We start from the raw sequence: 15296 nt of genomic DNA on the forward strand, positions 1-15296 counted from the left end.
GCATTTCCAGACATTTTAAATGGAAAAAACTTTGCAGCTTTTTGGTTTCTCCCTCATCATTTGAAATGAGGTTTCAACTTTCTTCTTTAAGGTCCACTTTGAACGTCTCCGCTGCCTTACGCCAGGTCGCTTCCCGCACGCCCTGGTATGCCAAACGCAAGAGTTATAAGGTTCTCTTTTGGCGCGAAATCACTCCGCTTGCGGTCCCCATTTTTCTGGAAAACACCTGTGTGCTGTTGATGGGCGTACTGAGTACCTTCCTTGTTAGCTGGTTGGGAAAAGAAGCAATGGCTGGCGTTGGTCTCGCCGACAGTTTCAATATGGTCATCATGGCGTTTTTTGCCGCCATCGATCTGGGAACCACGGTGGTGGTAGCATTTAGCCTGGGAAAACGAGATCGTCGACGGGCAAGGGCAGCAGCCAGACAATCGCTGGTGATCATGACGATTTTTGCTACCGTGCTGGCAGCGGTCATTCACTATTTTGGTGAACAGATTATTGACGTTGTCGCCGGTGAAGCAACCCCCGATGTTAAGGCTTTGGCACTCACCTATCTGGAGCTAACGGTGCTCAGCTACCCGGCGGCAGCTATTGCTTTGATCGGTAGCGGCGCACTCCGCGGAGCCGGTAATACCAAAATTCCGCTGTTGATTAATGGCGGTATGAATATCCTAAATATCATCATCAGTAGCATCCTGATCTACGGGGTCTTTTCCTGGCAAGGGCTGGGATTTGTGGGGGCAGGACTCGGGCTGACCATTTCACGCTACATCGGTGCGTTCGCCATTATCTGGGTGCTGATGATTGGTTTTAATCCGGCGCTGCGTATTCCTTTCAAAAGCTATTTTAAACCGCTCAATCTCGCCATTATCTGGGAAGTTATGGGGATCGGTATTCCGGCAAGTATTGAGTCAGTGCTATTTAATGGCGGTAAACTGTTAACGCAGATGTTTGTCTCCGGCATGGGAACCAGCGTAATTGCCGGAAACTTCATTGCCTTTTCTATCGCCGCGCTCATCAACCTGCCGGGGAATGCTTTAGGCTCCGCGTCGACAATCATTACCGGCAGGCGTCTGGGAAATGGTCAGATTGCCCAAGCGGAAATCCAGTTACGCCATATATTCTGGCTCTCAACAATCGGCTTAACCGCCATCGCCTGGCTAACCGCCCCTTTTGCCGGCGTTATGGCCTCATTTTATACCCACGATCAGGATGTAAAAGAGGTCATAGTCATCCTAATTTGGCTCAACGCAGCGTTTATGCCGATATGGGCGGCATCCTGGGTGCTACCATCAGGGTTTAAGGGCGCACGTGATGTGCGTTTTGCGATGTGGGTATCGATGTTGGGCATGTGGGGCTGTCGCGTTGTGGCGGGTTACACGTTGGGAATCGTATTAGGATGGGGCGTAGTCGGCGTTTGGTTAGGGATGTTCTTCGACTGGGCCGTGCGCGCCGCGTTATTTTACTGGCGTATGGTTACAGGCCGCTGGTTATGGAAATACCCTCGCGCCGAGCGTGAAAAGTGCATAAAACAACCGGTTGCGTCTGAATAAACGGCGAAATGGGGAATATTTCAGCAAACGATCGCATTTATCTATTCAGGCTTTGACAACGCTGAGTGGCATCGCTAATATTCGCCTCGTTCACACGATTCCTCTGTAGTTCAGTCGGTAGAACGGCGGACTGTTAATCCGTATGTCACTGGTTCGAGTCCAGTCAGAGGAGCCATATTTAAGAAGCCTGCTTAGGAAACTAAGCAGGCTTTTTGCTTTTCTACGTTTGTTAATCACACCGAAAGCCTCAGTTTAGAATGGCTTCCAGTCGGGCTAGCACTTCATTTACGACAGCTTCGGGTATACGTTCCAGACACTTACCGTTCCGGGCCCCCATATCAATCGTTCTGGGTTGGTCGCAGCGAATAACGCCCGTTGTTTTTGTTCCCACACCGTCCAGGGAGACGGTAAAACCGGCTGCGCGGGCAAAGTTTCCGCCGCTGGTGACGGGAACGACAACGGGTAGCCGGGTGAACTTATTAAATGATGCAGGAGAAACGATAAGCACCGGACGTTTTCCGCTTTGTTCATGTCCGGCTGTAGGATCCAGTGAGACGAGCCAGATTTCTCCTCTGTCCATTTACAGGATCTCCTTGCCCACCGCAGGCGCATCAATCCATTCCCGCTCCTCTTCACTCATTTCGGCGTGCGGATCGCACTGCGCCAGTAGTTCCTCAAGCGAATAACGGGGCCGTTTCTGGGGTTCAATAATCAGGCAGCCATTATCAATGGTCATACCCACTTCGCTGTCTGTCGACAGCGCCAGCGTTTTCAGCACGGCGGGAGGAACCGCCAGCATGATGGATCCGCCGACCTTTTTCAGGCGAGTGGTATACATAGAACACCTCCGAATATTATATTTTAATATAACATCAATGATGGATGGTGCGCAATTTTTAGTCAGATTCATTGTTATTTCCTTAGCGTGGCTAAGCGTGAAGAAGGCCTTAATCCGTCCTAAGACAGATCCGGCAGTTTTCAAAGGCTGCATTATCGGTAAAACGGCAACCATCCCTGATACATCAGGCGCTTCTTTCAGGTCATGAAGCATTTTATGCAGGTGGGAGCTTAGTTCGTGGTAAGAAGACCGATAATAGAAAACTATGTTTGCGGTTCAAAGGATTATGGCGGATCAGATAAACGAAATGCGGCGCAGCTTCCGGCACGGACCTTCTCCGGAGAAGTATCAGCGATAGTGCAAAGGTCAAATTAGTTCAGATGTGACACCCGGCAATTAGGCAAGAGAAAAAGGACGAACACGCGTTTACAGAGAACATATGACCTAAAGTAACAATATGACATCAAGACTAATCATAACTTTACAAAATATATCATGCTCATTGATTTATAAAGAAAAATTAACCACAACTATTGCAATGTCATCCGAGCGGCGTAACATAAATTGTTGAAATATTAGTCGTCGAAAAGTCGAGATAGATGAGGTGATATGTGAATTCCCCTTTACTGCGTTCCTATAATGCCGTTATCGAACATACGTTATCCCAAGCAAAAAAATCCAGAACAACGAAACACATTGCCGGTTTTTGTCAGTTACAGGGGCCCACGGGCAGTGGAAAAACTAGCGCTCTCTACCGTTCTGGCTTCGCCGATAACGTCCCTCCGGCGTTGGAAACAATAAAAAAGTCAGGCTCTCAGGCCATTCTGGTTACCCATCGCTGGAATATACTCCACGACATTTACGAAAAAACAGGTTCGCATGAAGACAGCAATGGAAAACCATTTAACGTTAGTGTGCTTTATGCGCAGGATGAACAAATTGTTTCTGCAATCGAGGTTACGCCACTACCTCATGAGAAAGATATTTCCGCAGATTCACTCCCGGATCCCTTTAATTCCATCAACGAACTTGAGGGAAAAAACTTATTTGTCGACCCAGATATTGCAGACAAACTGCGTAAGAATTGCAGGAATATCCTATATATCAATAAATTATTGAAAGGATACCCGACACATTTACGTGCAGCTATCGCCAGTGAAAAAGAGGCGTTAATAAGATCATGTGCGGCAGTTGAGATATCGTTAATTCAAAATATCAAATTGCTGGAAAAAGAAGCCAGGAAGCAAAAAGAAAAATATGGTGAAGAACATGAACTCTTGCAGGCCGCCAAGCAACGAGTTGATGACTTCCGTCGTCATGCCTGGGTCAGACGCATTCTGCCCGCCATCGCCTGGCGCGACGAAAAACAACACCTGCTGATTATGACAACCCAAAAACTCGTTTCATCATTTTACGATGGGCGGCGCAAAGTACGAATGTCCAGCAAAGAGCTGCGCAATTATGTCATTTTTATTGATGAATTTGATTATCAGGCTGAGGTACTACAGGAATATCTGGCGCAAGCCCAATGGGTTCAGGAACCACCTGAATGCTTGGGGCAGTTACTTGAGGGGGGACGCAGATTACTGCAACGAATGCAGTATGTTGAAACAGCACCTGCACCGATGATCCGTGAACGTCTTGGGACATTTCTTAACGAACTGGATGAGGCCTTAAAAGGAAAAAAAATTGATTTAACTCATGCCAGATCGCTAGTAATTCCTCTGCAAAGATATCTGGATAATAAACCCTTCGGTGAACATTATTTATTTCGCTCCGATCAACTGGTAAGCAGTGAGCGCCTTATCATGCGACAAGCTGAACATGGCTACGAAATTATCAGACCAGATTCCTCATTTCAGGATAACGATCAGGCTATCGATATCAGTGATTTTTTGCGCCTGATGGAAAAGTTTATTCGAAAGTTCAGTCTGATGTTAACGGACCTGACAGCCAGCGAAGATGAAACGTATGAATACATCAAAAAGTTAACCCGACTTCTGTTCGACCCGGTTAATGACTACAGACCGTCATATTATGGTTCAACCCTGCCAAATATGTCTCGGTTTTTGTTGCCACGTACCGATCTGCCTGAACTGCGGGAACTAAGAAAAAGTAATATTTTGCCCAATACACATGCCAGTATTTTTGGGTTAACTAACTGGTTACTGAAACAAAATGTTGTGGATACCGATATCGATCCATTACGAATACAGATCAAGCGTGCGTTCTTGCCAACAACAGCAGAAGGTTTACTACTGTCACTAGCCAGCCGTAATCTCGTTTTTGCACTGTCGGCCACATCATATATTGAAAGAGCCTGCAACCACTTTGATGTCCGGTGGATAAACTCAGCCTTACGCTATATTGCAGAAGCACGTAACCCTACAGTTACGTAAAGCTTTCTCGGAACTACTTTTGAAAACCGACCTGATTCCTAGTTTAAAGAACCGATGCCCTACGTTCAGACCGATGATGACCTTCAGTTACAAAATACCGCGATTGAAGAAATCAATAGCAGCAAGGAAAGCATCAGAAAGACACAACTGAATACTGAGATTCATGATTTTAATAGAACAAAGAACAGCCCGCATTCAGCCGATCTTCTCGCTTCTCTGCCCCCCGATTTTTTCCAGAATGATGATGAACCTTCAACAGATTTCGAATCAGAGTATCGCCAGAATATTCTACTTAAACTGCTTGATGTGCTGGATCTAGCAGGAAAAAGGCCTCAGCACCGAGGGCATCTGGCTTTTGTTAATTCCATATCTTATTTAAGAAAATGGCTAACCGCTGCAATAGCGACACAAAGCAGAGATTGCCTCACATGGTTAAAGCTGGATCCGCCTTTATCCGACAATCTTCTGCTAAAGAATTTTACTGATGTATTTATCCCGTTGACTATACATAACGAGCCCGCACTAATCTGTCTGTTAACCGCAGAATGTCAGAAAAAAAAGGGCTTCAGTGATGCCTATCAGGCTGCATTTGCTTCCCGACGTATTGTTATTGTGCTGACACAAACTGCCTCTGCTACCAACGGTATAAATCTAGATTTCAGCCTGCCTGAATCCGGCAAAAATATGGATTTGACCTGTTTATATTTACTGGAATCACGGCATTTTTACTTTTCCGCTTTCCAGACCAGTGCAGATAGCAATGATGATATGGCACATGCAGGCTTCCAGTTACGCAATCTGGAAAAACTACTACGAGCAGGGGAAATTTCACGTAAACAGCATCAGCGCTTCATCCTGCCACTGATGTTGAACAGGAAGAACGAAATCTCCCGGTTAAACGGAGAGTATAAGAGAACCAGCGATTATATAAAAAATACGGCAGCCAATGTTCAACAGCAGGTTGGTCGTATTGAGAGAGCCTGGTGCGAAGTACCCAACGCTGAGATTCACCTTGATGCTGAACTAGCAAAAGACCTGTCCCGCTTTGCTTCATTACCTATCTATACATCAAATCGTCGACAGCTTTCGGCACTCAATCGTCAATTACTGGATACACTTCGGGAGCGTGATGAACTGACACAGAATAATTTCTTCAGCCAGCTCATGACGCCGACACAGCCTGGAAAACTAGCAGTGGATTATATCGATCAGCGACTAGTTCCGGCTATTCGATTGTTACGGGAACAGTCAACACCAAGAGATGACATCCCATTACTCTGGCGACAACTCGGTAAAGCAGTACTTCAACATGATTTAGCCTGGAAACCGGGAAAAAACGCTTTCGACATTGATCTTGAATTATATAAATGGGCTTGCTTTGAAAAGCCGAAATTAGCTAATACTGACGGCAAAATCTGGTACTCCCCACAGACATGGCAGTTTTTTGACAAAACAGCAGAAGGGCTGCGCCAATACAACCCTCAGAAACTGTATCAGTATATCCAACGTCATCCTGTCATTACTGACTGGTTCAACCGTAAGGGTTACAGAACGTCTATTATGCCCTTCGCGAACGATTTGGAAGAGCGTTACGCATTCCATCCACTAGTTATACAACGCCTACTGATGGGACGTCTGGGAGAAGAAGCTATCCGGGCACTTCTTTATTCAGAGAGCATCATTACCACCAGCCAAGTGAGCAATCACCGGCTTTTTGAGCAGTATGATTTCAGCATAAAAAATTCTGATTATCGTGTGGATGCTAAGTTTTGGAGACAAGATACTCTCGATAAGGCAGATGAAGAATATCAACAATGGTTGGCATCTGGCGCAAATCAAGAGCATACCCCTCTGGGTCTGAGTAAAAAACTGGCACAAATTCGCGCTATCGAGGGTAATAAAACCAAATTGGTTATCGCTAACTTTGTTGCTCCACATGCTGATAGTCAATTACTGGGTTTCTCTCACCAATTAACCCCTGTTCAAAATCCTTATGAGGCGGACATTCTGATTCTCGGCGGATGCGTGACCCCAGACACCATTTCAGTGGAAACACCCGGATTCGGGCAACTCAAAAAAATCATCAATCAAAACATTATGGAAAGAGCATAACATCATGGCGAAACGTAATGACGAAATAATCCGTTCTCTCCCTCTTTCACACATGATTTACCGGGACAACGAGATCGATCGGGAGAAAGCTGAAAAACTAGTTGTCTATCATTATCCGTTAAGTAAAAACTATCGCTGGAATGAATGGCAAAGCCGAATTGATGATGAGTTAGGCAGTCGTTATTATCCTTATTTGATGAAATCTCATAAGGATCAATTTGGACTATACGTTGCTTTGGACTCAGAGCAAGACAAGCCACCAATAATAAAAAATGGTGATGGGATTATTGTTGAGCCAACGCGTGTCCATTACGAGGCTATGCTGAATCCAGTATGGATCCGACTTATCATGCGTAAAGTCTCCGCCTTTGGTTCACATTGCAAAGGTAGCCATACACTGGGATGCCCATTACTACAGACTGACGTCTGGAAAAGTAAGAATAGTTGCGGTATCAATGCAATTAGTCTGGACTGTCGCACTCAACAAAGAAGCGATAAAAATATCACTGAGGTTATATTATTTCATAAAAATGTCCCACTACGTCCAGTCGATATAAAAGACGAATTATTTAATATTCATCAACCATTATGGATTTATGATAAAAATAATGTTCTTGCCCGCTGGAAAGCGGAAAAAACGACAAAACCTAAATCTCAAATTTACCGGGAAGTAGCCAAAAATAAAGATAAACGCAAGCTACGCCCTTTTCTCGACCTTTCGTCTTCAACCTCACTCAAAAATAGCTGGCCTTGGATTCTTCAACCCGTTCAAAATGAATTTATTGAGCAAGCAAGAAAATTTGGCTTCGGATTATCTCCAGTAGTACTTAAGTTACGCCCTTTACCGCTTAAAACAAAATTCAAAACAGCTGACAAGGCTAAATTCCCAAGTGTACAGCTTGATAAAGAGATAAAGGTTCTTGATCTACGTTTTTCGAAAAATGTATCCCCACAATACATTGTTAATAACATTCAATCCCTGCTGAATGAAAAATATCCTGATGCACGCATGTCATTACTACCTGATATAGAACCGGATCAGATTGTGAACATAAAAATTGATGGATCACAGTGTCTACTTGTTTTGCTGGATCAGACTCCGGGTATCATTGACGATCGCTATCCATTGACACAAATATTAAGAACAAAAGCTGCCTGCCAGCATATTAATGTTAATCCTTTTGATCTCACAGTCGACCCAATTACGGATAACTTACTAATAGAACAGTCTACCCCTGACGGTGACACGAGGCTTATTCCTGCCACAGATTCTCGTTACTATGATTATAGTATCAGTGATTTTGAGAAAAAAGCGGTTCAAGAATCTTTGGCACGTAATGTTGAAATTGTATATAAAGAATTAGCCCTGAAGCATTTGCTGCTATGCAATGAGACCAAAATTAGTGTGACGCTTCCGCAGCAGAAGGATCTACTCACTAGCAGTCTCGCTGTAATCACTAATGGCTGTTTGTTTACTGTTAAACAAGACCGCCCAATAATATTACCTTTCCACCCAGCTATGCCAGATGCTGTTTCAGCCTGTGATGATATACTCTGTTCATTTGATACCTCTGTAACAGCACTACTCGCTTTGCTTAACGAAAAGTGGCCTTACCATTATCGCCCCCAAGATATTACACAAGGGATTTGGAATGAAGCAGAGAAGTTGACCCGATTTATTAATCGGTTGACGGTGATAATTCACAAAACGGAAGAAGTGACTATCCTCCTTCAGGATCCACAATATGGAGCACCTCATATGCTTCCGGAGAAATTAAACGATTTAATGACTATTCTGGATTCTCAACGGCAACAACTCCCTCTTAATAAATGGTTATTACCTGAAATGGATGAACTAATGTTTCATATAGACCAACTTACTGAAGAAGGTGAATTATCCGATACAAATAAAAATACGTTACTTCGTGAACTAGAGTTGTTGTGTGACCTATGGAAATGTGCTTTAAGAAAATATTATTCCGACAATGAATTCAATGTCACTTATGATGTTTTAAAAAATTATGTTTTTTCCCAATGGCCTGAAAAGAAAAATGCGCTTATGGTGGAAGTCGCTAAAAAATCAGTAAAAAGAGCCAGTACATCATTAATAGCATCATGGAATAAATTATTATCTCGTGTCTTCGATTTACCTTTAGGCGATCCTCGCAACTGGCTCAAGAACGTACCAGGTATTACACGACTCTGGCATGATCCAGAGCAAAATTACGTCATTGTTGGCAGTCTTTCCTCCCCTCAACCTATTATTCAACGTCAACCCAGTATTCGCCAATGGCATGCATTGCAGGGTGAACTTAATTCCGAACTTCTTGCCGGGCTAGTTGATGTTGATTGGGTCAGAATGAATCAACTAGCGGGCAATCCCTGTGTGGCTACGCTTGTGCGTCGATGGAAGGAATGTCAGGTTCAGCTGGATGATGTGCGTGATGTATCACTGACAGAGTAAAGTTTCAATGCCTCAGGTAATAATATAGGACCTGAGGCATTGTGAACAACTAAGCTATTAGAAGAATGAAGTTTACATGCAATGTAATAACATCAGCTTTGTCGATATCCTATACACAGATTGAGGGACGTATGCGCATTCATCAGGTTCAAATAAAGAATTTCCGACTTTTAGCTGACGTGGAGCTTGTATTAGAGGAACAGACAACAGTCATTGTTGGTCGAAACAACAGTGGGAAAACTGAATCGCCACGGATAATCTAGACACTTCCGAGCCGTTGTGGACTGCCCCCACCCCGGTAGACGATCCTGCTCTATAGTTGTGGGGGCAGTCCAGTTTTAATAACTGGCCCAAAGCTGAAAGCTTTCCGGAACCCCCAGCCTAGCTGGGGGTTTTCTGTGCACAAAAAGCCTGCTTAGGAAACTAAGCAGGCTTTTTGCATTATATCTGATAATCAATCACGGCTTCATCTGGCTCCATCGCCTGGCGCTTGATTTCATCGACGGATAACCCTGCGTTGCATAGCTCAATGAATCGCCAAACGTAGTTGCGCTGCAGTTGCCCGCGTTTCAGGCCCAGCCAGACGGTATTTGCATCAAATAAGTGCCGGGTATCCAGACGGGTTAAGCTCCCCTCCTCCTGCTCTCCACTGGATTGTTCTGCCACCAGCCCGATTCCCAGCCCCAGCGACACATAAGTTTTAATCACATCCGAGTCCTGGGCGCTGAGGATAATATCCGGCACTAACCCTTTACGGGCAAATGCCTCATCGATACGGGAACGCCCCGTAATCCCCTGACGATACGTAATTAATGGCCAGTGGGCGATAGATTCCAGTGTGAGAGGAGACGTTTTCACCAAGGGATGATCGTGAGGAACAAGCAGGCTGTGGTGCCAACGGAACCAGGGAAAAGCTACCAACAGCGGATCGCTGCTAAGTCGCTCGCTGGCAATCCCAATGTCTGCCCCACCGTTTTGCAACAGTACGTCAATCTCCTGCGGAGTACCCTGGATCAGTTCCAGACGCACCTCAGGGAAGAGCTCACGAAAGGCTTTAATCACCGCGGGCAGGCTATAGCGTGCCTGTGTATGCGTGGTGGCAATCGTCAGTACACCGGACGTGTCATTGGTAAACAGATCCGCCAGTCTGCGAACGTTGCTGGCCTCATTCAGAATACGCTCGGCAATAACCAGCAAGGCTTTGCCCGGTTCGGTCATGCCCAGCAGGCGTTTACCGCGACGGATAAAAATCTCAATGCCAAGTTCATCTTCAAGTTCACGAATATGTCGGCTGACTCCCGACTGCGAGGTGTACAGTATATTCGCGACTTCCGTCAGGTTGTAATCCTGACGGGCCGCCTCGCGGATTATTTTAAGTTGCTGGAAATTCACTTTTTGCTCCGGGCACATCAGACATTACGCTATTGTTAAAGTCTGATGCCCGGCATAACAAATAATAAAAACCCGCATCTTATTCCTGAAGGGAATAAGGTTTAGCTGACCAGCTGTAGCTCGCGGTTTTCCAGTGCCGGACGGCTTACCAGCGACAACAGGATCTCCTTCACGGCCTGTGCCTGCGGCGATAAGCTCCCTCTGGCTGAGACGTTCAGCGATAATGGCAGATTCATCGACGGGGTTGTTATCCGCGCCATCCAGCCGTTCGCTGCATTACATAATGAACGGGCCGCCGACTCAGGCAACACTGTGACGCCCATCCCACTGGCGATGGCAGCCGTTAAGGTGGCGATAGATTCAATTTCGCCAATCACTTTGGCCGTCAGGCGACGAAGCGAAAAAGCTTCATCTACACGCAGGCGAACTGCGCTGTAATCCCGTGGCAAAAACAGATTCATCTGCGCCACCGCGGCTAAATCGACGCTTTGCCCCGGGCAATCACGCGTCCCGACCAGGTACAGATCCTCTTTAAGCAACGGTTGACTGCTGATACCCGCCACGGGTGAGCGCTCGTAGAGCACCGCCATGTCTAAATGCCCGCTGAGCAGCTTGTCATTCAGCACCGCCCCACTGTTTTCATGCAAATAGACCAGCACATCGGGCAGCTCTGCTCGTACTGTCTGTAATAACGGCATAGTGATGGCTGACGCCGCCGTCCCCGGCGCAAGGCCAATAGAGACCTGTCCCCCCAGGGTCTGACCTACGTTATTGACCGCAAGTTGCGCCTGCTCGCACTGGCGTAAAATCGTCCGCGCATGGGCATACAACACTTTCCCCGCTTCCGTCGGTGTGACGCCGCGCTTGGTGCGAATCAGCAGTTGCTGATCCAGTTCGCCTTCCAGCGTAGCAACCTGCTGGCTCAGCGCAGGTTGCGCGATATGCAACACTTCCGCTGCCTGGGTCAGGCTACCAATATCGACGATTTTCACGAAATATTTCAGTCGTCTGAAGTTCATTTTGCCTCCTGTCGGAATACCAGAACCCGTGCTGGCAGTCATTAATTCAGGATTGCAAGATGCTTGCCAGTTTAGCCAGCAGCCGTGTTTTACGGTTAAAACCGCGTAAAGTCAGGATCAAAGGTGAAGAATGGACTTTTTGCACACCTGAATCTCTCATTCTGGCTGCCCTGGAAGAGGTAGGCGCGCACCAGAATGGGGCAAAAGCATAAAAAGACGGAAAGATCACCGCTTTGCTGATTTTGTCAGCAAACGAACGCACAAATGTATTTCCCCCTTTGACAAGCCTCATCGCCCTCGCTAATATGCGCCTCGTTCAAACGATTCCTCTGTAGTTCAGTCGGTAGAACGGCGGACTGTTAATCCGTATGTCACTGGTTCGAGTCCAGTCAGAGGAGCCAAATTTAAGAATCCTGCTTAGGAAACTAAGCAGGCTTTTTGCTTTTCTGTTTTTCATTCATCTTATTTTTCATGTAGCCCTCTGGTGAGGGAGATAATCGTTTTCTCTTCCCGTCTGTCGCGGTAATCTCATAACGGTCGTTAATATATCGACTGCAATGTGTGTAGCCCAATTCAAATACTAATAACTAAAAGACAGTACAGACAGGATAACTATGGATTCCACTCTCACCTCCGCGGGTCCCCAAGAGGACGTCTCTTCGCTTCATCGTGCCCGACGCGCTGCGCTTGGTAGCTTCGCTGGCGCCGTGGTCGACTGGTATGATTTTCTGCTTTATGGCATCACCGCCGCACTGGTCTTTAATCGCGAGTTCTTCCCGCAGGTTAGCCCGGCAATGGGAACACTTGCCGCATTTGCCACCTTTGGCGTCGGATTTTTGTTCCGTCCGTTAGGCGGGGTTATCTTCGGCCACTTTGGCGATCGCCTTGGCCGTAAACGCATGCTGATGCTCACCGTCTGGATGATGGGGATTGCCACTGCGCTGATAGGGATTATTCCTTCTTTTGACACTATTGGCTGGTGGGCCCCTGTGCTGCTGGTGACGCTACGCGCCATTCAGGGATTCGCCGTTGGTGGTGAATGGGGCGGCGCGGCGTTGCTCTCGGTCGAAAGCGCGCCGAAAAATAAAAAAGCCTTCTACAGCAGTGGCGTTCAGGTCGGTTACGGCGTCGGACTGCTGCTTTCTACCGGTCTGGTCTCACTGATTAGCTCGCAAACTACCGATGAGCAGTTCCTGAGCTGGGGCTGGCGTATTCCGTTCCTGTTCAGCATCGTACTGGTTTTGGGCGCGTTGTGGATGCGTAACAGAATGGATGAATCAGCCGAATTCGAACAGCAGCAACAGGCAGCGCAACCAGAGAAAAAGCGGTTACCGGTGATCGAGGCGTTAATCCGTCATCCGGGCGCATTCTTAAAAATTATCGGCTTGCGCTTATGTGAACTGCTGACGATGTATATCGTCACCGCGTTTGCCCTTAATTACTCTACGCAGAACCTGGGCCTACCCCGCGAGCTGTTTCTGAATATCGGTTTGTTAGTGGGAGGACTGAGCTGTCTGACCATCCCCTGCTTTGCCTGGCTTGCCGACCGCTTTGGTCGACGGCGCGTGTACATTACCGGTGCACTGGTCGGTACGCTGAGCGCCTTCCCGTTCTTTATGGCGCTGGAAGCACAGTCTATTTTCTGGATCGTGTTCTTCGCGATTATGTTGGCCAATATTGCGCACGATATGGTGGTCTGCGTACAGCAGCCTATGTTTACCGGTTTGTTTGGCGCAAGTTATCGCTACAGCGGCGCAGGCGTTGGCTATCAGGTGGCAAGTGTGGTTGGCGGTGGTTTTACCCCCTTCATTGCTGCGGCACTGGTGACATTCTCTGGAGGAGACTGGCACAGCGTGGCCATTTATCTGATGGTCGGGTGTCTTATTTCCGCCGCCACTGCATTGCTGATGCGGGATAAGCAGCACAGTTAAGCCCTGATGCGAAGGTCATTCGACCTTCGCACAATCTTCCTCAACGTCTGACTTTTGTTTCATATTCCTGTGACATACTATCGGGAGAGCAGTACATCTGTGGAACAAGGAGACAGACATGAACAATAAGGGCTCCAGCCTGACCCCAACTCAGGCACTGGATAAACTGGACGCGCTGTACGAGCAGTCGGTTAAAGCACTGCGTAGCGCCATTGGTAAGTACATTGAAACAGGGACGCTCCCTGACATAATTGCCCGCCATAATGGTCTTTTTGTTTACCCATCGCTTTGTGTCACCTGGGATGGCAGCGCCACCAATCCCCCGAAAACCCGCGCTTATGGCCGTTTTACCCATGCGGGCAGCTATACCACTACGATCACCCGTCCGTCGCTTTTTCGTCCCTATCTTGAAGAACAACTCACGCTGCTGTATCAGGATTATGATGCGCATATCTCCGTCGAACCGTCGCAGCATGAAATCCCTTATCCCTATGTGATCGACGGTTCTGAACTGACGCTCGACCGCTCAATGAGCGCCGGATTAACGCGCCATTTCCCCACTACCGAGTTGTCACAAATTGGCGATGAAACAGCCGATGGTACCTATCATCCGGCGGAATTCTCCCCGCTGTCGCACTTCGACGCCCGACGAGTTGATTTTTCGCTCGCACGACTGCGTCACTACACGGGAACGCCGGTTGAACATTTCCAGCCATTTGTGCTGTTCACCAACTACACCCGCTATGTCGATGAGTTCGTGCGCTGGGGTTGCAGCCAGATCCTCGATCCGAACAGCCCCTATATCGCGCTGTCATGCGCGGGCGGGATCTGGATCACCGCTGAAACGGAAGCTCCAGAAGAGGCCATCTCCGATCTCGCCTGGAAGAAACATCAGATGCCCGCCTGGCATCTAATCACCGCCGACGGTCAGGGGATCACGCTGGTCAATATCGGCGTTGGCCCGTCTAACGCTAAAACCATTTGTGATCATCTGGCCGTACTGCGCCCTGACGTCTGGCTGATGATTGGACACTGTGGCGGCCTGCGCGAAAGCCAGGCGATTGGCGACTATGTTCTGGCCCACGCTTATCTGCGTGACGACCATGTGCTGGATGCCGTACTACCGCCGGATATTCCGATTCCGAGCATTGCGGAAGTACAACGCGCACTGTATGACGCCACCAAAGAAGTCAGCGGCATGCCCGGCGAAGAGGTTAAACAGCGCCTGCGTACCGGTACCGTCGTCACCACCGACGATCGCAACTGGGAGTTACGCTATTCCGCTTCTGCGCTGCGTTTTAACCTCAGTCGCGCGGTGGCTATTGATATGGAAAGCGCCACCATTGCCGCCCAGGGCTACCGCTTCCGCGTCCCTTACGGCACGCTGCTGTGCGTTTCCGATAAACCGCTACACGGCGAGATCAAACTACCTGGTCAGGCCAACCGTTTTTATGAAGGTGCCATTTCCGAGCACCTGCAAATAGGTATCCGGGCAATCGATCGTCTGCGTGCTGAAGGCGATCGACTGCACTCCCGTAAATTACGTACGTTCAACGAACCGCCGTTCCGTTAAGGCCTGAAGGTAACT

12 protein-coding genes and 2 tRNA genes are annotated in these 15296 nt (G+C 47.6%); 10 read left to right on the plus strand and 4 right to left on the minus strand.

Translation table 11 applies throughout. From position 1 onward, the window contains the following. Window positions 1-65 precede the first annotated feature (65 nt). A complete protein-coding gene (locus tag HV350_RS14940; protein WP_306459930.1) occupies window positions 66-1553 on the plus strand; it encodes an EmmdR/YeeO family multidrug/toxin efflux MATE transporter in 1488 nt (495 codons plus the stop codon). Window positions 1554-1652: 99 nt separating this feature from the next. Continuing rightward, window positions 1653-1728, plus strand: a tRNA-Asn gene (locus tag HV350_RS14945). A 72-nt stretch (window positions 1729-1800) separates the two neighbouring features. Here the strand turns inward: HV350_RS14945 and HV350_RS14950 are convergent. Together HV350_RS14950 and HV350_RS14955 are read right to left on the minus strand one after the other, a co-directional pair. Continuing rightward, a complete protein-coding gene (locus HV350_RS14950) occupies window positions 1801-2133 on the minus strand; it encodes a type II toxin-antitoxin system PemK/MazF family toxin (RefSeq protein ID WP_049282111.1) in 333 nt (110 codons plus the stop codon). Continuing rightward, window positions 2134-2391, minus strand: a complete 258-nt coding sequence (locus tag HV350_RS14955; protein WP_049282110.1) for an antitoxin — start codon at window positions 2389-2391, stop codon at window positions 2134-2136. Between the two features lie 611 nt (window positions 2392-3002). Here HV350_RS14955 and HV350_RS26675 point away from each other — a divergent pair. The 4 genes from HV350_RS26675 (at window position 3003) to HV350_RS14970 (ending at window position 9629) form a co-directional block, all read left to right on the plus strand. Continuing rightward, the gene (locus tag HV350_RS26675; RefSeq protein ID WP_249418015.1) at window positions 3003-4790 is read left to right on the plus strand and encodes a hypothetical protein; all 1788 of its coding nucleotides are present in this window, start codon (window positions 3003-3005) and stop codon (window positions 4788-4790) included. 54 nt (window positions 4791-4844) lie between these two features. Further along, window positions 4845-6902 carry a hypothetical protein gene (locus tag HV350_RS26680; RefSeq protein WP_225623020.1) on the plus strand — a complete coding sequence of 686 codons (2058 nt, stop codon included), beginning with the start codon at window positions 4845-4847 and terminating at the stop codon, window positions 6900-6902. A gap of 4 nt (window positions 6903-6906) precedes the next feature. Next, window positions 6907-9366: a hypothetical protein gene (locus HV350_RS14965; RefSeq protein WP_181628816.1), complete on the plus strand. Its 2460-nt coding sequence runs from the start codon at window positions 6907-6909 to the stop codon at window positions 9364-9366. A gap of 131 nt (window positions 9367-9497) precedes the next feature. Then, a complete protein-coding gene (locus HV350_RS14970; protein ID WP_223870083.1) occupies window positions 9498-9629 on the plus strand; it encodes an AAA family ATPase in 132 nt (43 codons plus the stop codon). A 178-nt stretch (window positions 9630-9807) separates the two neighbouring features. On the opposite strand, the gene cbl is transcribed toward HV350_RS14970, so the two are convergent. Both cbl and nac read right to left on the minus strand, forming a co-directional pair. Further along, a complete protein-coding gene (gene cbl, locus HV350_RS14975) occupies window positions 9808-10758 on the minus strand; it encodes an HTH-type transcriptional regulator Cbl (protein ID WP_016152661.1) in 951 nt (316 codons plus the stop codon). Between the two features lie 101 nt (window positions 10759-10859). Then, window positions 10860-11777 carry a nitrogen assimilation transcriptional regulator NAC gene (nac, locus tag HV350_RS14980; protein ID WP_016156200.1) on the minus strand — a complete coding sequence of 306 codons (918 nt, stop codon included), beginning with the start codon at window positions 11775-11777 and terminating at the stop codon, window positions 10860-10862. A gap of 59 nt (window positions 11778-11836) precedes the next feature. Between nac and HV350_RS14985 the strand changes: the two genes are divergently transcribed. From HV350_RS14985 to HV350_RS15000, 4 genes are all read left to right on the plus strand, one after another. After that, window positions 11837-11989 carry a hypothetical protein gene (locus HV350_RS14985; protein ID WP_016152659.1) on the plus strand — a complete coding sequence of 51 codons (153 nt, stop codon included), beginning with the start codon at window positions 11837-11839 and terminating at the stop codon, window positions 11987-11989. A 113-nt stretch (window positions 11990-12102) separates the two neighbouring features. Beyond that, window positions 12103-12178: transfer RNA gene (locus HV350_RS14990), tRNA-Asn, on the plus strand. 213 nt (window positions 12179-12391) lie between these two features. After that, the gene (gene shiA, locus HV350_RS14995) at window positions 12392-13708 is read left to right on the plus strand and encodes a shikimate transporter (protein ID WP_181628818.1); all 1317 of its coding nucleotides are present in this window, start codon (window positions 12392-12394) and stop codon (window positions 13706-13708) included. Between the two features lie 118 nt (window positions 13709-13826). Next, window positions 13827-15281, plus strand: a complete 1455-nt coding sequence (locus HV350_RS15000; protein WP_016152657.1) for an AMP nucleosidase — start codon at window positions 13827-13829, stop codon at window positions 15279-15281. Window positions 15282-15296: the final 15 nt, after the last annotated feature.

Source organism: Citrobacter sp. RHBSTW-01013 (genome assembly GCF_013781985.1).
In the GTDB taxonomy this organism is placed as follows: Bacteria; Pseudomonadota; Gammaproteobacteria; order Enterobacterales; family Enterobacteriaceae; genus Citrobacter; species Citrobacter braakii.